The organism is Actinomycetospora termitidis (genome assembly GCF_030286555.1).
Classification (GTDB): domain Bacteria; phylum Actinomycetota; class Actinomycetes; order Mycobacteriales; family Pseudonocardiaceae; genus Actinomycetospora; species Actinomycetospora termitidis.
In genome coordinates this window covers 85740-105673 of record NZ_JASVWF010000008.1, presented here as the reverse complement: position 1 = coordinate 105673, position 19934 = coordinate 85740, and the positions used below count along the sequence as shown (strand labels likewise).

19 protein-coding genes are annotated in these 19934 nt (G+C 72.5%); 13 read left to right on the top strand and 6 right to left on the bottom strand.

The window, feature by feature from the left end:
• Positions 1-35: 35 nt before the first annotated feature.
• From QRT03_RS27405 to QRT03_RS27395, 3 genes are all read left to right on the top strand, one after another.
• The gene (locus QRT03_RS27405) at positions 36-1469 is read left to right on the top strand and encodes a hypothetical protein (protein WP_286056328.1); all 1434 of its coding nucleotides are present in this window, start codon (positions 36-38) and stop codon (positions 1467-1469) included.
• An 80-nt stretch (positions 1470-1549) separates the two neighbouring features.
• Positions 1550-2155 carry a hypothetical protein gene (locus QRT03_RS27400; RefSeq protein ID WP_286056327.1) on the top strand — a complete coding sequence of 202 codons (606 nt, stop codon included), beginning with the start codon at positions 1550-1552 and terminating at the stop codon, positions 2153-2155.
• Positions 2152-4629, top strand: coding sequence for a pyruvate, phosphate dikinase (locus tag QRT03_RS27395; RefSeq protein ID WP_286056326.1), 2478 nt, complete (start codon positions 2152-2154; stop codon positions 4627-4629). Before QRT03_RS27400 ends, QRT03_RS27395 begins: the two co-directional genes overlap by 4 nt.
• A gap of 36 nt (positions 4630-4665) precedes the next feature.
• Here the strand turns inward: QRT03_RS27395 and QRT03_RS27390 are convergent, their stop codons facing one another.
• The 4 genes from QRT03_RS27390 to QRT03_RS27375 are packed head-to-tail and all read right to left on the bottom strand — an operon-like array spanning position 4666 to position 8406.
• Positions 4666-5697, bottom strand: a complete 1032-nt coding sequence (locus QRT03_RS27390; RefSeq protein ID WP_286056325.1) for a virulence RhuM family protein — start codon at positions 5695-5697, stop codon at positions 4666-4668.
• A gap of 54 nt (positions 5698-5751) precedes the next feature.
• Positions 5752-6480 carry a tyrosine-protein phosphatase gene (locus tag QRT03_RS27385; RefSeq protein ID WP_286056324.1) on the bottom strand — a complete coding sequence of 243 codons (729 nt, stop codon included), beginning with the start codon at positions 6478-6480 and terminating at the stop codon, positions 5752-5754.
• The gene (locus QRT03_RS27380) at positions 6473-7420 is read right to left on the bottom strand and encodes an HAD family hydrolase (protein ID WP_286056323.1); all 948 of its coding nucleotides are present in this window, start codon (positions 7418-7420) and stop codon (positions 6473-6475) included. The genes QRT03_RS27385 and QRT03_RS27380 overlap by 8 nt, the downstream gene beginning before the upstream one ends.
• A gap of 11 nt (positions 7421-7431) precedes the next feature.
• Positions 7432-8406, bottom strand: coding sequence for a DUF7064 domain-containing protein (locus QRT03_RS27375; protein ID WP_286056322.1), 975 nt, complete (start codon positions 8404-8406; stop codon positions 7432-7434).
• 219 nt (positions 8407-8625) lie between these two features.
• On the opposite strand from QRT03_RS27375, the gene QRT03_RS27370 reads away from it, so the two are divergent.
• The 8 genes from QRT03_RS27370 to QRT03_RS27335 all read left to right on the top strand — a co-directional run bounded on the left by QRT03_RS27370 (position 8626) and on the right by QRT03_RS27335 (position 16578).
• Positions 8626-8916, top strand: a complete 291-nt coding sequence (locus QRT03_RS27370) for a EutN/CcmL family microcompartment protein (protein ID WP_286056321.1) — start codon at positions 8626-8628, stop codon at positions 8914-8916.
• A gap of 98 nt (positions 8917-9014) precedes the next feature.
• Complete coding sequence (locus tag QRT03_RS27365; RefSeq protein ID WP_286056537.1) at positions 9015-9302, top strand: BMC domain-containing protein; 288 nt, start codon at positions 9015-9017, stop codon at positions 9300-9302.
• A gap of 28 nt (positions 9303-9330) precedes the next feature.
• Positions 9331-10755, top strand: a complete 1425-nt coding sequence (locus QRT03_RS27360; RefSeq protein ID WP_286056320.1) for an aldehyde dehydrogenase family protein — start codon at positions 9331-9333, stop codon at positions 10753-10755.
• Between the two features lie 5 nt (positions 10756-10760).
• On the top strand, positions 10761-11579 hold the full coding sequence (gene eutJ / locus QRT03_RS27355; RefSeq protein WP_286056319.1) for an ethanolamine utilization protein EutJ: 819 nt from the start codon (positions 10761-10763) through the stop codon (positions 11577-11579).
• Complete coding sequence (locus tag QRT03_RS27350) at positions 11576-12211, top strand: BMC domain-containing protein (protein ID WP_286056318.1); 636 nt, start codon at positions 11576-11578, stop codon at positions 12209-12211. The genes eutJ and QRT03_RS27350 overlap by 4 nt, the downstream gene beginning before the upstream one ends.
• Positions 12208-13431, top strand: a complete 1224-nt coding sequence (locus QRT03_RS27345; RefSeq protein WP_286056317.1) for a malate dehydrogenase — start codon at positions 12208-12210, stop codon at positions 13429-13431. The genes QRT03_RS27350 and QRT03_RS27345 overlap by 4 nt, the downstream gene beginning before the upstream one ends.
• A gap of 10 nt (positions 13432-13441) precedes the next feature.
• The gene (locus QRT03_RS27340) at positions 13442-14473 is read left to right on the top strand and encodes an alcohol dehydrogenase catalytic domain-containing protein (RefSeq protein ID WP_286056316.1); all 1032 of its coding nucleotides are present in this window, start codon (positions 13442-13444) and stop codon (positions 14471-14473) included.
• Positions 14474-14490: 17 nt separating this feature from the next.
• Complete coding sequence (locus QRT03_RS27335) at positions 14491-16578, top strand: helix-turn-helix domain-containing protein (RefSeq protein WP_286056315.1); 2088 nt, start codon at positions 14491-14493, stop codon at positions 16576-16578.
• Here the strand turns inward: QRT03_RS27335 and QRT03_RS27330 are convergent, their stop codons facing one another.
• Positions 16579-16881, bottom strand: a complete 303-nt coding sequence (locus QRT03_RS27330; protein WP_286056314.1) for a BMC domain-containing protein — start codon at positions 16879-16881, stop codon at positions 16579-16581.
• A 278-nt stretch (positions 16882-17159) separates the two neighbouring features.
• On the opposite strand from QRT03_RS27330, the gene QRT03_RS27325 reads away from it, so the two are divergent.
• Positions 17160-18365: a cytochrome P450 gene (locus tag QRT03_RS27325; RefSeq protein WP_286056313.1), complete on the top strand. Its 1206-nt coding sequence runs from the start codon at positions 17160-17162 to the stop codon at positions 18363-18365.
• Between the two features lie 36 nt (positions 18366-18401).
• On the opposite strand, the gene QRT03_RS27320 is transcribed toward QRT03_RS27325, so the two are convergent.
• The gene (locus QRT03_RS27320) at positions 18402-18725 is read right to left on the bottom strand and encodes a Dabb family protein (RefSeq protein WP_286056312.1); all 324 of its coding nucleotides are present in this window, start codon (positions 18723-18725) and stop codon (positions 18402-18404) included.
• A gap of 223 nt (positions 18726-18948) precedes the next feature.
• Here QRT03_RS27320 and QRT03_RS27315 point away from each other — a divergent pair, with 223 nt between their 5' ends.
• Positions 18949-19926 carry an LLM class flavin-dependent oxidoreductase gene (locus tag QRT03_RS27315; protein WP_286056311.1) on the top strand — a complete coding sequence of 326 codons (978 nt, stop codon included), beginning with the start codon at positions 18949-18951 and terminating at the stop codon, positions 19924-19926.
• Positions 19927-19934: the final 8 nt, after the last annotated feature.

Genomic DNA, 19934 nt, shown 5'->3' with positions numbered 1-19934 from the left:
GACACCGAGCCGACGACACGCGACCAGGAGCGGCAATGACGACGACCGAGGGCAAGCGCGCCACCTTCCGCCGGCGCTACGAGGAGGGTGACGAGGGCCTGCGTTTCCAGGACCTCACCTACACCGGCAACTTCGTCGGGATGGAACCCGTCACCGACGGCATCAAGGGCGACAAGATGATGCGGTCCCGCGCGACGAGCGGGGTCCTGGAGAAGGTCAGCAAGGAGGACGTCCTCCGCGACCACTTCACCATCGCCGAGCTGAACGACCTCAACAACTACCTGGCCTGGAACATCTGGGACGTGCTCGTCATGCGGGCCACCGAGGGTGTCTCGGGCATGATCCCCCGCCAGGAGTACGAGATCCTGGCCTTCATGCACGAGTTCTACCGGTGGCCGGAACTCATGGCGATGACCACCGAGGCCGTCGGCGGCGCGCAGGGGATCATGGACATCGGCGCCTCCGCGCGCCGCGAGATCGGCACCAAGGTCAACGCCGTGCACGACTGGTGCATCGGCGCCGTCGGGTTCGGCATGGGCCGCTGCGGCCTGCTCGCCCTCGAGGCCATCAAGCCCGACGAGTACGTCGAGGAATCGAACGAGATCCTCAAGTTCATGCAGCGCGTGCTGTGGGGCAAGCGTCAGGACGGCTACATCCTCAACTCGCAGGACCGCTATCGCTGCCGGATCCACGAGCAGGACTTCCTCGACTCGATCGTCAACCAGATCGAGCCGCTCGACCCGGACGGTCCCGAGCACGCCAAGTTCACCCGGTTCAACGCGGCCGCGGAACTCCTCGCGTTCCTCGACCACTACGACTGCCGGCTCGGCCTCGGCGACACCGGACCCTACGAACTGCCCGACGGCAAGCTGCTGATCCTGCGCGACCTCTTCGTCAACGAGGAGGTCTTCCACTGGAGCGACGTCTGCGAGGACGCCGGCCTCCCGCACGTCTACACGCTCGCGCTCGTGCTGGACCCGGAGATCATGAGCCTGGAGGAGATCCGGGTCAACGACATCTCCACCACCTTCACGCGGCCGAAGAACTACCTGCAGGCCGTGGTCGGCGGTGCGGTGTTCGTCCGCGAGAAGTGGGACACGCCGATGGGCGAGGTCTACAACGTGCCGATCAGCCAGCTCGACGACCACCTCGGCCGGGTGCAGACCGCGACGCTGAAGCTCTACACGAAGACGTCGAAGATGTGCCGCCGCGACCTCATCTGGAACGGCCAGTACGTCTACTACATCGACATGATCCTCCCGCACATGCGCAAGGCCGGGACCTACGAGAAGGCCTGCCGGGACTACGACCTGTGGGAGATCGACCAGCGGGTGTCGAACTACTACTACGACATCACCAAGCGCGGGTTCGCCCAGGAGACGGTGCCCTCGAAGATCTTCTCCGGCGCCGGTTACCTGCCCTTCCCGGAGGGGATCAGTCCGACGCGCTCGAAGTACCGCTGGCTGTAGGTGGCTTCGCCTCGTGAGTACTTGTGGCGGCGATGACCGCCACAAGTACTCACAGGCGCGACGGAGGAGCGCACATCCGCATGGACAAGCCCGACTACGACGTCCTGAACGTCCTCGCCCTGAAGAAGATGGCCGACGCCCCCACGATCGCCGCCGTCATCGCCGCATCGCCCGCGGACGTGGAGAAGCGCCTCGAGAGCCTGGCCGGCGCCGGGCTCGTCGTCGTCGCCGGTGGTTCGGCCCTGCCGACGAACGAGGCCGAGCCGGCCCTGGCTGCCACCGCCGCCGAGGTCTACGCACCCGTGCGCGCCGACCCCGAGGTCGAGGCGCTCGATGGGAGGTTCGAGACCACCAACACGCAGTTCCTGACGGCGATGTCGTCCTGGCAGCAGGTCGACGTCGGCGGCCGGAAGGTCACGAACGACCACGGCGACGCGGAGTACGACGAGAAGGTCATCACCCGCATCGAGCGGCTCGTGGGCCGGCTCGAGGGACTCGTCGCCGCGCTGGCCGCGCACGACGCCCGGTTCTCGACCTACTCGACGCGCTTCGAGGCGGCTCTCGCGGGAATCGACTCCGGCGATCACGACCTGGTGTCCTCGCCAATGCGCGACTCGGTGCACACCATCTGGTTCGAGTTCCACGAGGACCTGCTCCGCACGCTCGGACGGGAGCGCACGGAGTGACCGGCACCCCCTGGACCCGGGCGTTCACCGACGACGGGCCGGTCGACGTCGACGCGCTCGGCGGCAAGGGCTCGGGCCTGGTGCGGCTGACCCGCGACGGGCTGCGGGTCCCTCCCGGCTACGTCGTCACCACCGCCGCCTGCCACGTCTACCTCGCCGACCGGGCGCTTCCCGACGGGCTCACGGCCGAGCTGCGGGCCCGGCTGGACGCCGTCGAGGCCGCGAGCGGCAAGACCTTCGGGGCCGGTCCGGAACCCCTGCTGCTGTCGGTGCGCTCCGGCGCGCCGGTGTCGATGCCGGGGATGATGGACACGGTCCTCGACCTCGGGCTGTCCCGGGACGCCGCGGTCGCGATCGCGGAGCGCTCCTCGGACGCCCGGTTCATGGCCGATCTCGTCGCGCGCTTCCACGCCATGTACTCCGAGATCGTGCTGGGGGCACTCGACGACCGGCCGGCGGTGGACGCGCTGGTGACCGCCGTCGAGCCCGGCGAGGAGCCCGGCGCGGTGTACGACCGGGTGTGGGCGGCCGCGGAGGCGGCTCTCGACGAGGAGCTCGGCGAGAGCGTCCCGGCGACGCCGTGGGACCAGCTGGTGCACGCGGTGGAGGCGGTCTTCCGGTCGTGGAACACCCGGCGGGCCCGGACCTACCGCGAGCACCACGGCATCCCGCACGACATGGGCACGGCCGTCGTCGTGCAGTCGATGGTCTTCGGCAACCTCGACGACGACTCCGGGTCCGGGGTGGTCTTCACCCGCAACCCGGTGACGGGGGAGCCGGGTCTCTACGGCGAGTACCTCGCCCACTCCCAGGGCGAGGACGTCGTGGCCGGCATCCGCACGCCGGACCCCGTCCAGCAGGCGCTCCCACCTGACCTGCTCGCGGAGCTCGAGCGGTCCTGCCTGGATCTCGAGGCCCGCCACGGCGACGTGCTGGACATCGAGTTCACCGTCGAGCACGGGGTCCTCTGGTTCCTGCAGGTGCGCAGCGCCAAACGCACCCCGGAGGCGGCCGTCCGCATCGCCGCGGACCTGCTCGCCGACGGCACCGCGTCCCCCTCCCGCGCGCTGTCCCTCGTCACGGCCGACCAGCTCCGCCAGGCGCAACGCCCCGGGTTCGATCCGGACGCGCTCGCGGAGGCCCGTGCCGCGGGACGGGTCCTGGTCGCCGGCATCGGTGCGTGCCCCGGCCAGGTGTCCGGGGAGCTCGTGCTCGACCCCGACCGGGCCATGGAGCGCGCCGACGCCGGCGTGGCGGTCGTTCTGGGTCGCTCCGTCACGAGTCCCGCGGACCTGCACGGCATGATCGCCGCGGCCGGCATCGTCACCTCGACCGGTGGCTCCACCAGCCACGCCGCCGTGGTGGCGCGCGCGTTGGGCACGACCTGTGTGGTCGGGGCCTCCGACCTCGTGATCGACGCGGACGCCCGCGTCGCGCGCGTGGGTGACCGGACGATCGCCGAGGGGGAGCCGGTCGCACTCGACGGTGCCTCCGGCGAGCTCATCGCGGGCGCGCTCCCGACGACGACGCCCGCCGAGGCCACGGAGGCGATGGACACCCTGCTCGGCGCGGCTGCCGAGGCGTCGGGCTGCGAGGTGCTCGCTCGCATCACGGTGCCGACGGACGCCGCGGCGGCCCTCGCCGCCGGCGCGAGCGGTCTGGTGACCGCCGTCGACGACGTCCTCGCGGCCTCCGGAGACCTGACCCGTCTCGTGGAGACCGTGCTGGACAAGGGACTCGACGGGTCCGGCACGTTCTCCGAGGTCCGGGACGCCGTCGCGTCCCAGTTCGGACCGTTGCTCGCCGCCGCGGGCTCCCACGACGTCGACGTCCGGGCGATCGACCTGCTCGCCGACGAGTCGCGGGAGCTGCTGCAGCAGACCGCGGTCACGACCCGGCACCCCGAGCTCGCCATGCCGCTCGGCGTGCCCGAGCTGATCGTGGCCCAGCGCGAGGGTCTGATCCGTGCGGTCGCGGAGTCGGGCTACTCCGGGCGCCTGCGCCTGGCGGTCCGGCACGTCTCCGACCCGGCCGAGGCCGCGGCCCTGGCCGCCCTCGACCAGGGACCGGACGCACCCGGCGTCGGGACCTACCTGACGAGCCCGCGGGCGGTGGCGAACGTGGGCGGCCTGGCGGGCGACAGTGCGGTGGTGTGGCTGGAGATCCGCGCGCTGCAGGCGGCCGTGTTCGGCATCCCGGCCCGCCAGTTCCTCACCGCCGAGCCGCTCGACTCCTACGTCGCGCAGGGGCTGCTCGCCGTCGACCCGCGCCACGCGCTGGACCCGACGGTCGTGCGGATGCTCGACGGGTTGGTGGCGTCGGTGGCGACCCCGGTGGGCGTCCGACTGTCGGGCACCGTCCGCGACGAGGTGGCCGCCCGGCTCCTGGGGCTCGGCTTCCGCCGGTTCGCCGTCGACCTCCCGGAGGTGCGTCCGCTGCTGCTGGGCCTGGGTCGCGCGGCCCTTGCGGAGTGACTCAGCCCGGCCGTCTCGCCGGTCCATCGATCTCGGTCACGGGATCCCGTCGTCCTCCGGGTCGCAGCGCTGCTCCAATGCGAGCAGCTCCCGGAGATCGTTCTCCTCTTCGACAGCCGCGCGTTCGGCCTCACGCGCGCGCCGTTGCCCGTCCCAGGCCATGTAGCGCTCCCCGACCTCGAACCGCATGCGCTCCGCGGACACCCGCCCGGGTCCGTCGAGGACCTCGCGCTCGTCGAACTCGAGGAACCGGTCGGTCTGGGCGATCCACTCCTGCATCAAGATCGTCTCGCGACGCTCCGCACGGTCTTCGGCGAAGTCGAGGAACCGTGTGACGAGCCGGTTGAGCTGGGTGATCTCCTTCTCGTGCAGGTAGTTCTTCGAGATCTCGACGTCGGACTTGCGGATCCGCTCGCCGTCCCACGTCGTGAGTCCCATGGTGGGCGATGCCGGATTGGCCCGTTCGAGCACGAGCTCGGCGGCGGTCCGGCCGGTGATGGCGTAGACCAGCTTGTTCTGGATCGTGGCGAAGAACGTGCGGGCCGTCTCCGTGCTGCCGTCGTAGTCGGCGCTCGATGCCGCGAACAGGTCACGCACCTTGAGGTAAAAGCGCTTCTCCGAGGCGCGGATGTCGCGGATGCGGGCGAGCAGCTCGTCGAAGTAGTCGGCCGCCGGGTCTCGTAGCCGCGGGTCGTCGAGCGCGAAGCCCTTGATCAGGTACTCCCGCAGCACCGTGGTCGCCCACTGGCGGAACTGCACCGCGCGCGGCGTCGAGACCCGGTAGCCGATCGCGAGGATCAGGTCGAGGTTGTAGACCTTCACCTGCCGACGGACCTGCCGTTTGCCCTCCAGGGCAACTCTCAACTCTGAATTGACAGTTGCGGCTGTCACCTCGCCGTCCCCGAGGACGCGGCGGGCGATCTGGTCGATGTTCTGCACCGACGTGCCGTACAGGTGGGCGATCTCGGTCTGGGAGAGCCAGGCCGTGCCGCCGACCGCGCGTAGCTGGACCTTCGGCCCGCCGTCGGGCGTCGTGTAGACGACGATCTCACCGGATGGCTCGGTCACCGCACGGAGCCTCCCTCGGTCTCGACGCTTCCGAGAATAGGGAGGCAACCTGCCCTACGTGGCCTCGGGCTCGGTGAGAAGGGCAGGAAACCGGTCGAGGAGGCCCTCGTCGATGCCACGGGCCAGTGCCCAGCCCCGCACCCCGCCATAGCGGCCGTCGAGCGCCTCGAACAGCCCCGGGATCGTCGGCTCGTGGGCCATGTAGAGCTCCGGCGCCACCGTGGCCATGTGCGACGCATAGCGTGGCCACGTCGCGAAACGCGCCTTGACCGCGTCCATGTTCGGACCGCTGGCGAGGTAGTCCGCGACGATGGCCGCACGATCGACACCGGCCAGGGCGAGCAGGAGCGCGACGACGAGGCCCGTGCGGTCCTTGCCCGCCGCGCAGTGCACCACGGTGGGGCGGCCGGCGAACGCGGCGGCCGCCCGGATCACCGAGCCGAGCACCGAGGTCGGTGCCTCGAGGTGCATCAGCGAGAACAGCAGCGCCTGTCGCGCGGGCGGCTCGTCGTTCGGCTCGGCCTCGCGCAGCGGCGCGTTCAGGTAGGTGACGTCGCGGCCGACCAGGGGCCCGCGGCCCTGTTGCACGGCCTCGTCGCCGATGCGCAGGTCGATCACGACCTCGAGGCCGAGGCGGTCGACCAGCAGGGCGACGTCGTCGTCGGTCAGTGCCTGGAGGGTGTCGCTGCGGAACAGCACGCCACGGCGGGTCCGGCGGCCGGGACCGGCGGGCAGGCCGCCGAGGTCCCGGAAGTTCAGCGCCCCGACCGGTGAGTCACCCACCGCAGATCCGGCGCATGGCGTCCAGCAGATCGTCCGTGGGACCGCTCGGACGTGCGAGTGGCGCCGTCCTGACGTCAGGTGTCAGCGCTGTGCCATCGCTGGTGGCGGCGACCGCCTCGCGACGACGACGACGGCGCCGCTCACCCGGCCCCTCCTGCGCGGAATCCACCGCGCCGGCGCCCGATGTGGAGCAGCCGCACCCGCAGTCGGTCGAGCTCTGCTGCGGGACCGCGCACGCGCCCGTCGGCTCGCGGGCGGCCTCGTCGCCGAGCAGGTGCGAGAGCACCTCCTGGGGCCACAGCGCGACGAACTCCGCGCCCGCCTCGGTGAGCTCCCGCGCGGAGTGCATCCCCCACGACACCCCGACGACGCGGACCCCGACCTCGCGGGCGTCGCGGACGTCGCCGGCGGTGTCGGTGACGAGCACCGTCGTCGCGGCGTCCGGCCGGTCCGCGTCGCCGGCCTCGTCGTAGTCGGCGGAGCACCGCCGGCCGTAGCCGCTGCCGGCGTCGGCGAGGAACGACCGCAGGGCGGCCCGCTTGTCAGGAGCGACGTCACCGCCGAACACGTGCGCGAAGCAGTAGGCGAGGTCGTTGTCGACCAGGACCCGACGCAGGACCTCCATCGCGTTCGACGACATCACCGCGAGCGTGCACTGCGAGGCCAGGCGCCGGACCACGGCGTGCATCCCCGGTACCAGGGGCGGCGCGTACTGCGAGCGCAGGGCGGCGAGGAAGTCCGCGGTCGCCGCGCTCGCCTGCGCCTCCGTGGAGCTGACCTCGCGGATCGAGGAGAAGACGTTGCCCCGGAACAGGTCGAAGTAGCGCTGCGGGGTGTCGACGCCGAGCCCGTGCCTGCGGTTGATCGGCTCGAAGACCTCCCACGACGCGATCCGGGTCTGGACCAGCGTGCCGTCGAGGTCGAACACGACGGCACGCACGGGCTCCGGGGTCACGAGCGGTCGTAGACGGCGCCGAGCTCCCCGAGCCCGACGAAGTCCATGCACTCGCCGTACCCCGTCCGACCCTCGGCGTTCCACCGCAGCAGGACGTTGTGCCCGACCACGCCCGGCTGGGACAGCCACGGGAAGGTGGTCAGGGCGTCGCCCTCCACGGCGACGGTCCGGTCCCCGGCACTGACCTCTATGGCGATGTGCTCGGGGTAGAGACCGCGCCGCTGCGTGACCCCGTGGCCGGCCGACAGGCCGTGCAGCTCGCCGTTCTCCACGAGGTAGCCGTGGGTCAGCCGCAGCGGGGACTCGCCGTCGGGACCGCCCGCCGTGTCGAAGTCGAAGAGGCCGTGGACGACGAGGTCCTCGCCGAAGTGGGCGTGCATCCAGGACAGGCGCGAGGTCTGGCGTTCGGAGCGCACGCCCCAGCTGTGGTCCATCGTCGCGACGCAGTCGATCGGCAGGGTGCGTCCGCGGACCGAGACCTCGCCCTCGTAGTGCCCGGACTGGTCGAAATGCCCGGCGTAGGCGTGGCCCCAGGTCTTGGCCATGTCGCGGTCGGCGGCGAGCGGGTCCTGCTCGGGGTCGTTGATGTCGTACGCCGGCATGATCGCCGTGTAGCGGAAGTGGATCTCGACGCCGGCCGCCGGGTCCGAGTAGTCGACGTCCCAGACCTGGTTCGGTTTCGTGCACACCACCTTGAGGCCGTTGAGCAGCTCGTAGTCCAGCAGGCTCTCCGGCGCCGGGAGGTTCTGGGAGTCCCAGTACTCGGCCATCCACGGCTCGCGCACGCGTCGGGAGTTGATCGACACCGTCGAGCCGACCATGCCCATCGTCTTGCGGTGCAGGGCGTAGAGCCCGATGTTCACCGGTCGCTCGGTGTCCTGGCCCGCGTAGAGCCCGAAGTAGTTGGTCTCGGCCCACAGCGGGTCGTCACTGGTCGGCGGGTGGAACTGGGCGTCCTCGTCGCGGATCACCGGTGACCTCCAGGTACGGGCGCGGGATGTGGCTCCGATCACGGTCCAGCGTCGAGGTCGGTACCCGTCCGAGCCAGGGCAGCGAAGGACAGCGGAACCGGGCGACGTTGTCCGGGCGGGATAGCGCCTCCGGTGTCGTCCCCGCCCTAGCGTCGGCGGCATCCGGCGAGACCTGGCTCACAGGGTGCCGGGACAGTGCTCTCGACGAGGAGGCCGGCGATGCTGCTCGGACGCGTGGTGGGCCAGGTCGTGGCCACCGTCCGCTCACCCGGCTTCGACAACGTCTCGCTCCTGCTGGTGCAGGACACCACCGGGGACGAGCCGGCCGGGGACGGCGCCATCTGCGTCGCGGTCGACCTGATCGGCGCCGGCAGCGGAGACGTCGTCCTCATGACCACCGGCAGCGCCGCCCGCGTCGCGGCCGGTCCCGACACCCCGACCGACCGGGCGGTCGTCGCGATCGCCGACTCGGTCATCCGCCACGAGGCAGACCTGCACCGCACGGCCTGACGCCGCGCACCGCACCCCACAGCAGCACCCAGTCACGGGAGGACGACATGGCAACGACGACGGCCCCGGCCGGAGCGGGCACGACCGGCGCGGTGACGATGCGCGGCGCGCTCGGCCTGATCGAGACCAAGGGACTCGTCGGCGCGATCGAGGCCGCCGACGCGATGGTGAAGGCCGCCAACGTGCAGGTCCTCGGCCACCGCGAGATCGGCGGCGGCCTGGTGACCGTCATGGTCCGCGGCGACGTCGGCGCGGTGAAGGCCGCGACCGACGCCGGCGCCGTGGCCGCGGGCAAGGCCGGCGAGGTCGTGTCCGTGCACGTCATCCCGCGTCCGCACGACGAGACCGAGGGCATCCTCGCGATCCTGGCCCGCCCGAAGGGCTGACGCCCGCCACTGATCCGAGGAGGTGGGCATGACCGCGGTGCAGAGTCATGGTCGAGCTCCGCTGCGCTTCGTCTCCGACGACGCCGATCTCGCCGGCCTCGCCGACGTCCGCGCCAAGGCCCGTGCGGCCAAGGAGGCGGTGCGCCGTCTCGAGGGCGTCGACCAGGAGACCCTCGACGTCTACGTCCGGGCCATGGCGCGGGCCGGCACCAAGGCGGCCGAGGAGCTCGCACGGATGGCCGTGGACGAGACCGGCTACGGCGTCTACGAGCACAAGATCTACAAGAACCGCTACAACACCGGCTTCGTCGCGCAGTGGATGCTCGAGCGCCGGGCCGTCGGGGTGCTGTGGACCGACGAGGCCTCCCGCGTCACGGCCATCGGCAGCCCGATGGGCGTCATCGCCGGGATCATCCCCGTCACGAATCCCACCTCGACCGCGCTGTTCAAGAGCCTGGCGGCGGTGAAGTCGGGGAACGCCGTGGTGCACGCCCCGCACCCGAGAGCCGCGCGCTGCACCCTGCGCGCCGCCGAGATCATGGCCGAGGCCGCCGTGGCGGCCGGCGCCCCCGAGGGCATCGTGTCCTGTCTCGAGGCACCCACCCTCGCGGCCACGGCCGAGTTGATGCGGCGCGAGGAGATCGCGTTGGTCCTGGCCACGGGCGGGCCGGGCATGGTGCGTGCGGCGTACTCCAGCGGCAAGCCGACGATCGCCGTCGGCGCCGGGAACGTCCCGGCCTACGTCGGCGCCAGCGTCCCGGACGCCGCCGAGGCGGCCGAGATGATCATCACCTCGAAGTCGTTCGACAACGGCACCGCGTGCGTGGCGGAGCAGTCGGTCGTCGTGGTCGACTCCGTCGCCGACCACTTCCTCACGGCGTTCGCCGAGCGCGGCGCGTTCTGGATGGACCCCGCCCAGCAGGCCGCTCTGGTCGACGTGCTCTTCGACGAGCGGGGCGCTCTGCGGCCGGCGAGCGTCGGGCAGTCGGCCCGCCGTCTCGCGGAGCTGTGCGGGTTCGCGGTGCCCGAATCCACCCGCGTCCTCGCCTGCGAGCTCGACCGGGTCGGGGAGGACACCCCGCTCTCGCGGGAGATCCTCGGGCCGGTGCTGTCGGTCTACCGCGCCCGGGATCCGCAGGCGGGCCTGGCCCGGTGCCGGGAGATCCTGGCGCTCGGGGGAGAGGGCCACACGACGGCGGTCCACGCCGCCGACCCGCACGAGCTCGCGCCGTTCGCGGCGCTGCCGGCCGGACGCATCGTCGTGAACACCCCGGCGCTCTTCGGCGGGATGGGCTACTCGACCGACGTCGATCCGTCCTTCCAGCTCGGGACCGGCACCTGGAGCGGGTCGATCTGCTCGGACAACGTGACACCCCTGCACCTGATCAACATCAAGCGAGTCGCCCACGAGGTCCGGCCATGGCGCAGCGTCTACGACAGCGTCGAGGTCTGACGCCGGTGGGGGGACCCGACGCGTTCCTCGCCGCGGCAGCCGCTCGGATCGGCGCACCTCCGGGAGGGGTGCCGCGTCGTCCCCGCGTCGGGGTCGACCTCGGCACGGCGAGCTGCGTGCTCGTCGTCCTCGACGACGACGAGCCGGTGTGGGTCGAGTCCGCGGGCTCCGGCGCGCTGCACGACGGGGTCGTCGTCGACTTCGCGAAGGCGGTCGCCACCGTGCGGACGCTGCGGGAGACCGCGCAGGAGGCCCTCGGCCTCGAGCTCACGACGGCGGCGACGGCCTACCCGCCGTGCATCCCCGTCGCCGACGCCCGGGCCTGCACCTACGTCTGCGAGACGGCGGGTTTCGACCGGGTGGAGCTCGTCGACGAGGTCAGCGCCGCGCAACGAACCCTGGAGGTCACCGACGGTGTGGTGGTCGACGTCGGCGGCGGCTCGACCGGGGTCGGGGTGTTCCGGGGTGGCGAGCTCGAGCGGCTCGACGACCGACCCGGCGGAGGTCACCACCTCGACCTGGTCCTCGCCGGGGCGCTGGACGTCGACCTCGCCGGGGCCGAACGCTTCAAGCGCGAGCGTCCGGCCGAGGCCCTGCCCATCGTCGTCCCGAACCTGCACCGCATCGGGGAGTCCATCCGGTCGATGACGCGGGGCGTCGACGCCGACCTGCCGCTGTACCTGGCCGGGGGCGCGCTCATGATCCCGCGCGCCGGCGAGGTCCTGGCGCAGTACCTGCACCGCACCGTCGTGACCCATCCGCACGCCCTGCTCATCACGCCACTGGGGATCGCCAGGAGCTGTCCCGAAGGAGCGACTCCATGACCAGTCCGAGGTCGGGCACGTCCCTGCGGACCTACGCCTTCATCGACCGCATGCAGCCCCAGTGCGCGGCCCATATCGCCGCGACGAGCCCGGGCGATGTCCCGATCGCCGGCATGGCCGAGCTCTACATCGAGATGGCGCCCGGCAACGACGTGTTCCGGGCCGCCGACATCGCCCTCAAGGCCGCGGGGGTCCGGCCCGCCCTGCAGATCATCGAGCGCGAGTTCGGCCTGCTGGAGATCCACTCCGAGCAGCAGGCGGAGGTGCTCGCCTCCGGGCAGGCCGTCCTCGACGAGTTCGGCCTGCTCGAGACCGACCGCATCGCGCCGACGATCGCCTCGACGCAGTTCATCACCAACGTGCACCCCTACCAGGCGCAGCTGCTCAACAAGTGGCGCAAGGGCAGCATGCTGATGCCGGGGCAGAGCCTGTTCATCATGGAGGTCGCGCCCGCCGCCTACATCTCCGTCGCCGCGAACGAGGCCGAGAAGGCCGCGTCGATCACGGTCATCGAGCTGCGCGCCGTCGGCCGGTTCGGCCGCATGTTCCTCTCCGGTACCGAGAGCGAGGTGCAGTCCGCGCGGGACGCGGCCGTCGCCGCCCTGGAGGAGATCAAGGGGCAGCAGGCATGAACGTCTGGGGCGCGTCCGACGTGGACGCGGCGGCCGCCCGCGGCGCGACCCTGCGCGTCGGCCCGCGGGACGTCGTCACCCCGCTCGCCCGGGAGCGGGCGCGCGAGCTCGGCGTGACGATCGCCGACGCGGACGGCATCGACCGGCCGGCCTCCTCGCCGGCGACCCCGGTCCCGGACCTCGCCGACCGGGGCACCGTCCACACCATGCGCCCGCCGTCGCCCGCGCTCTTCCGACGGGGCGCTCCGCTGCCCGGCGGTCTCGCCCCGGACCGGAGCGGAGGCACCGAGCGCGTGGTCGTGGTGGGCGCGGGCCACGTCGGGATGATCGCCGCGATGCGCCTCGCGGACGCGGACGTGTTCGACGAGGTCGTGCTCGTCGACATCGACGAAGGCCGCGCGGCCGGCATCGCGCTGGACCTGCAGCACACCGCGGCGCTGTCGGATTTCGCGACCCGGGTGCGGGGGGTCGGCACCGTCGAGGAGGCGGGCCCGGCCGACTACGTCGTCATCACCGCGGGCAGACCGCGACAGCCGGGCATGACCCGCGCCGACCTCGTCAGCACGAACGCCGCGATCGTGGGCGACCTCGCGCGCCGGGTCGCCGCGACCTCGCCGCGGGCGGTCGTCGTCGTCGTGACCAACCCGCTCGACGAGATGACCCAGCACGCGTGGACCTCGTCGGGGTTCCCGTCGTCGCGGGTGCTCGGCATGGCGGGCGTCCTCGACACGGCGCGCTTCCAGGCGTTGGTCGCGCTCGAGGACGGGGCCGGGCGCGCCCGGTCCGTGGACGCGATCGCCCTGGGCAGCCACGGCGAGGAGATGGTCATCCCGCTGTCGCGCGCGACGGCGGGCGGCCGGCCGCTCCCGCAGGTGGTGCCGCCGGTTCGCCTGAACGCGGTCGTCGACCGGGCCCGCGGGTCCGGCGGCGAGGTCGTGGGCCTGCTGAAGACCGGGAGCGCGTTCCTGGCGCCGGGGATGTCGGCGGCGCGGATGGTGCTCGCCATGGTCCGCGAGAGCGACGAGGTGATGTCCGCGGCCGTGCTCGCCGACGGGAGCTACGGCATCCGCGACGTCTACCTCGGCCTGCCGGTGCGGCTCGGCCGGCAGGGACTCCGGGAGATCGTGACGATCCCGCTCGCGCCCGAGGAACTCGCCGCGCTCCGCGAGGCGGGGGACCGGATCCGCGAGCGACTGGGCGCGATGCCGAGGGCGTCGTGAAGGCCGCATCGTGAAGGCCGTCGTGCACGCCGGGCACGGCACGGTGCGCGTCGAGGAGGTCGCAGAGCCGCGCCTCTGCGCGCCCACCGACGCGATCGTGCGGGTGCGCCGCGCCGCGGTCTGCGGCACCGACCTGCACGTCCTCGCCCATCCCGACGACCTGCCGCGGGGCTTCGTGCTCGGCCACGAGTTCGTCGGGGACGTGGTCGAGTGCGGCGAGCAGGTCCGCGAGCACGGGATCGGCGACCTCGTGGTCGGCGCGGACTACACCGCCTGCGGACGCTGCTGGTGGTGCCGCCGCGGAGACCACTGGCAGTGCTCGGACCGCCGGTTCTTCGGGACGGGGACGGTGTTCGGGCCCCCTCTCGCCGGGGCGCAGGCGGAGTTCGTCCGCGTCCCGCACGCCGACACGGTCCTGGTCGGCCTGCCGGAGGGGGTCGACCTCGACGCGGCCGTGCTGCTCGGGGACACCGTCGCCACCGGCTTCGCCGCGCTGCGGCGGGCCGAGGTGGCGCCGGGGGAGACCGTCGCGATCCTGGGCGGCGGTCCGGTCGGGCAGGTGACGAGCCTCGTCGCCCAGGCCGTCGGGGCGGGCGTCGTCGTGGTCGTCGAGCCGGTCGCGGACCGCCGGGAGATCGTCGCCCGCGAGGGTGCGCTCGCCGCCGCACCCGACGAGGCGCGCAAGGTCGTCGACGCCGCCACCGACGGGCGGGGTGCCGACGTCGTCGTCGACGCGGTGGGTGGGGAGCGCGGGCTCGGGTCGGCCTTCGACCTGGTGCGCCGACGTGGCCGGATCGCCTCCGTCGGAGTGCCGGGCGCGACCGTCGAACTGCCGGCCGCCCGGGCGTTCACCGAGGAACTCGGACTGTCCTTCGCCATCGGCGACGTCATGCGCGACGCGGAGCCGTTGCTGGCGCTCGTGCGGGCCGGGTCACTGGATCCGGGCGTGATCGCGACCGAGACGGTCGCGCTCGCCGACGCCGCGGAGGCGTACCGCCGCACCTCCGGGCGACTTACGCTCAAGGCACTGCTCCGCCCCTGACCACGGAGAGGTACCCGATGAGGCCGGTCGACGTGGACCGTCCCGCCGACCCGCGGGACGAGGGCGACGGACTCCGGTCGCTGCTCGCCTCCGTCCCGGCCTCGGCCCACGCCGCGCTCGCGGCCGTGCGCGGAGCCGCGTCCGAGGCCCTCGGCGGCGTCGTCGAGGTCGAGGTCGACGCCGGCTCCCCGACGGTGCCCGGCCGGACGATGCAGGTGGGCCGCGTCGCCGTGACGTGGGCCCGGGAGTGCCCACCGGTGTCCGGGGAGCTCCGGACGCTGCTCGGGCAGGCGTGCGCGTGGGCGACGCTCGCGGTCGACCGCTGCGACGCCCGCCGCGCCACCGACGCCGCCGCCGAGGAGACCGCGACCGTCACCGAGGTCGTGGAGCAGCTGCTCGCCCTGCACGACGTGGACCAGCTGCTGCTCTCCATCGCGACCCGCACGATGGCCCTCCTCGAGGCCGACATCTGCGGGGTGCTGCTCGTCGAGGGCGACGAGGTGCGGATGCGGTCCTGCGTCGGCCACCGGGTCATCGACACGGCCCGCCTGCGGATGCGTCGCGGTCAGGGCGTCGCCGGCCTGGTGTTCGAGACCGGCGCCCCGGCGAAGGTCGACCGCTACGTCGAGGACCGCACCATCAGCCGCGACTTCGTCGGGCTGGCCGAGCGGGAGCAGACGGAGTCGGCGCTCGCCGTCCCCCTCGAACTCCCCGGCGAGTTCCTCGGTGTCCTCGAGGTCTGGCGCCGTCGACCCTCGGTCTTCACCGAGCAGGACGTCCGGCGCATGGTCACCCTGGCCAACTTCGCGACGATCGCGCTGCGCAGCGCCCGTGAGCACGACGAGCAGATCCGGACCAACGGCCGGCTGGGCGACGCGCACGCGGCACTGAAGCACCAGGTCGGGGTGCTGGGCCGGACCGCGGAGCTCCAGCAGGCGTTGCTGACCACCGTGCTGGAGGGCGGGGGACTGCCGGCGATCGCGCGACGCGTCGCGACCCAGGTCGGGTGCCAGGTCGGCATCTACGACGCGACCGGGACGCGGGTCGCCGTCCACGGTGGCGGCAGCCTCCCGGAGACGATGCCGCCCCTCACGCGGGCGGGCCGGCTGCCCCGGCGACCGGGATCGGTGCCGCCCGCCGCGCGTCTGCAGCCGGTCCACTCCGACGGCGACGAGGTCGGCTGGGTCTGCCTGCTCCCGGGTGGCGACGAGGAGGAGATGCTCGACGCCGTCGCGGGCCAGGTCGCGATGGCGTGCTCGTTGACGCTGCTCCGGGAACGGGCCGCGAGCCGGGCACGGCGCGAGGCGTTGAACGAGGTGCTCTGGGACCTCGTCCAGGGTCCGCCGGAGCACCGGGTCGCCGCCCGGGCCCGCGCGCAGCAGATGGGCGTCCTCCTCGGGTCCCGCCTGCGCGTCCTGCACGGGCACCTCGAGAACGTCGACGAGATCGCGGTCGACCGGGGCTGGGACACCTCACGGACCGACCGGCTGCGCCGGGACGTCGTCCGGGCTCTCCGTGATCGCGAGGACGGGCCGCGCCTCGCCCTGGTCGGCCTGCGGGGGGACCTGGTGGTCGCGGTCGCCGAGGGGCTGGACGTGCCCGCCGCCCGCCGGCTGGTGCAGGAGATCGTCACGTCGATCCACGCCGAGGACCCGGGCATCCGGTCGTCGTGGGGGATCAGCCGACCGCACGACGACGCCGAGGCACTCCCGGCCGCGTTCAACGAGGCCCGCACGGCGCTCTCCGCCTCCCACCGCCTCGGCGGAAACCAGGTCTCGCTGTACGAGGAGCTCGGCGTCGTCCGGCTGCTGCTCGGGTCGGGGTCGGACCCCGACCTGCAGACCTTCGTCGACGACGTCACCGGACCGCTGGTCGCCTACGACCGGGACAACGACGGGTCGCTGGTGCGGACCCTGCGGGCCTTCTTCGACGCGGACTGCTCCCAGCGCGTCGCGGCCGAGAAGCTCTTCGTCCACCACAAGACGCTGCGCTACCGGCTCGAGCGGATCAAGGCGCTGACCGGCCTCGACCTCGCCCGCCACGACGACCGGATGCGCGCCGACGTGGCACTGCGCCTGCTGCAGCTGGGCGGCGGGACCGCCTGATCAGCGGGGCGGTGTGATCGCCGCGTCGACGATCGCCTCGGTGTCGCCGTGCGGACGGGGGATGACGTGGGTGGCGTAGAGTTCCCCGACCCGGGCCGCGGCGATCCTCCCGGCGTCCACCGCGGCGTTCACGGCCCCGACATCGCCGCGGACGAGCACCGACACCTGGCCGTTGCGCAGGGTCCGGTAGCCCTCCACCTCGACGTTCGCGGCCTTGACCATGGCGTCGGCCGCCTCGATGGCGCCCACGAGGCCCTTGGTCTCGATCATGCCGAGCGCGCCCCCGCGTCCTGGCTGCGTCATCGCGTCCTCCTGGAACTCGGTCGAGCGGCGCGTACGGACACCACCCTGCTCGCCGGCTTCCCGGGGAACCAGGGCGCACGGGGACAAGACCGGACGGGATCCTTGTCCGACCGCGGCAGGCGGCCCCTCCGCGCAGAGCATCAGAAAAGGCTTATCGGTTCATGTGCAAGTCGGTATTGGTCTGATGTATCTCGGGTTCCCTATGGTCGGGGTCACAGCACGTCGGACCCGCCGGGATCTCGTCGCGCTCCACCCACCACTCACCGGGAGCGCACGAGATGACCACGACGATGCCCGACCTCGACGACCCGGCGTTCCTCGTGGGAGACCGGGCCGAGGCCTATCGGGCGCTGCGCGACGAGGCACCCGTGCTGCGGATCGGGGCGTCCGAGGACGAGGTCTGGCTGGTGTCCCGCCACGAAGACGTCCAGGCCGTGGTGCGGACGACCTCGGCGCGCGTGCAACCGCCCGGCCAGGACGCGCCCGGCTGGATGCCCGAGGGTCCGGCGCGACGGCGGCTACGGGCCAACCTGGTGCAGACCGATCGCCCGATCCACACGCGACTGCGCGGCGTGGTCGGTGCGCTGTTCACCGCGCGGCAGTCCGACCTGCTGCGGGCGGCTGCCGCGGCCGAGGTCGCCGCCGAGCTCGACGCGCTCTCCGCGGGCGGGGTCGTCGACGCGGTCGAGCTGGCGGCCCGTGTGCCCCGAGGGGTCCTGCGCCTGCTCATCGGGATGCCCGACGAGGACTGGGCTCCGCTGCTCGCGACCCAGCTCGAATTCCTGGCGATCTTCTCCCACTTCCCGCTCGCCCCGGAGCAGCAGGCCCGACTCGACGAGGTCACGCAGTCCTACTTCGACTACTTCGACGACCTGCTCGGCCGGCTCACCGAACCTCCCGAGCTGGTGCGCCGGCTGCTCGCGGCCGAGGAGGCCGGGGAGCTGTCGCACGACGAGGTGCTCTCGGTGATGCACACCGTCCTCGACGCGGGCTTCGAGACCACGCGGACGTCCATCACGAACGTCGTCGAACTGTTCGCGACCGTCCCCGGACTGCTGGGCGGGGTCGCGAGCGACCCCACGCTCGTCGTGGGCATGGTCGAGGAGACGCTGCGGCTGCGCGCGCCGGTGCAGGTGGTGACGCGCATCCTCACCGAGGACCACGCCGCGAGCGACGGGACGGTGCTCCCGGCCGGAGCGCGGGTCCTGGCTCTGGTCGGGGCGGCCAACCTCGACGAACGGGTCTTCGCCGACCCCACGGCGCCTGATTTGCGCCGGGAGAACGCGGCCCGGCATCTGTCCTTCGGCGGCGGACTGCACCACTGCCTGGGTGCACCGCTCGCCCGCGTCCAGCTCCAGGAGACCGTGGCCGCCGTCGCCCGCCGCTACGAGCGCGTCGAGCTCGCCGGCTTCCCCGCACGCCACCCGTCGCTGATCTTCCCCTCGCTGCACACCCTGCCCGTGCGCTTCGTCCCGGTGTCGTGACGATCGTGCACCGGCCGGCCGCGGCCGCCTGACGGTTCACTCGTCCTCGAGCACGAACTGGACGCTGAGCATGCTCTCGACGTGGTTCGCCGGGAGAGCTCGGTGGGCCGGATGTCCGAGGTAGGTCCGGAAGTCCTCGGCGTTCCGGAACTCGCTGACCACCGCGTAGTCCCCGTTGGTCGGGCGTTCCCCGAGATCGACACCGTGGCGCGTGGTCATCGGAACGCCGACCTGCCCCGGTAGCCGCTCCACCGCGCGGGCGAACGCTGCGACGTCCGCGTCGGACGCGGACGTCGTGAACCTGAGCGTCAGGCAGTGGATCAACACCTCGAGACCTCCGTCATGAGAGTTACCGTTCATGGACATCGTGGCGGACGTGCCGGTGGTTGCGCCAGACCCGACGGCTACAACAGGCCCTTCTTCCCTGCTCGAGCAGCTGCACGAGTGCGCGATTGCACCGCTCGCTGACAGGGTGAGCAGTTAGTGATGGTTGACATCGCGCGGGAGTCGCTGCCACCTTCTTGTCGCCCGACACCGCCGGCCGCGGCAGGTGGGCCCGACTCGACGGCTGGGAGATCCCTCAATGAAGCTGGGCTGTTCGTTCGCCACGTCGCTGGAGACCCCGGAGCACATCCGCATCGCCGAGGAGCTCGGCTACGAGCGGGCGCTGTGCTACGACTCGCCCGCGCTCTACCCCGACGTCTGGATGATGCTCCACCAGGCGGCCGAGCGGACCGAGCGGATCGTGCTGGGTCCGGGGGTGCTCATCCCGAGCCTCCGTCACCCCATGGTCACCGCGTCGGCGATCACCACGCTCGTCCACGCCGTCGGAGAGGACCGCGTTCTCGTCGGGGTGGGCAGCGGCTTCACGGGGCGCCTCGCGATGGGCAGGCCACCGGTGCCGTGGGCGAAGGTGAAGCACTACGCCCTGACCGTGCAGGCGCTCCTGCGCGGGGAACAGGTCGAGTGGGACGGCGCGATCATGCAGCTCATCCAGCCCGACGAGCGCTTCGGTCCGGCTCTCCCGATCTCGGTGCCCTGGGGGGTCGCCGGTGAGGGCCCGAAGGGCACGCAGGTCGCCCGCGACCTCGGCGCGGAACTGTTCCGGATCACCGCGCCCGATCCCGAGTTCGACCGGGACCAGATGATGATGGTCATCGGGACCGTGCTCGACGAGGGTGAGGACCCGGGCTCCGAGCGCGCCATCGACGCGGCCGGCCACGCCGCCGGTCTGTACCTGCACTGGGCGGTCGAGCACGGGGTCATCGACGAGCTGCTCGGCGAGGCCGGCCACGTCTGGGCCGCCGCCTACGACCACATCCCGGAGAACGTCCGGCACATCGCCCTGCACGACCGCCACGTGGTCGGCGTCAACGACGTCGACCGCCCGTTCGTCACCGGCGAGGTGATGACCGCGGCGGGGGTGTCGTTGTCCCGCGACCAGTGGCGCGACCGCATCGACGGGCTCGAGAAGGCCGGGTGCGACCACCTGCACTTCCAGCCCGCCGGGCACGACATCCCGCGCGAGCTCGAGGCGTTCGCCGCCGCCTACCACCGCTGACCCGACGA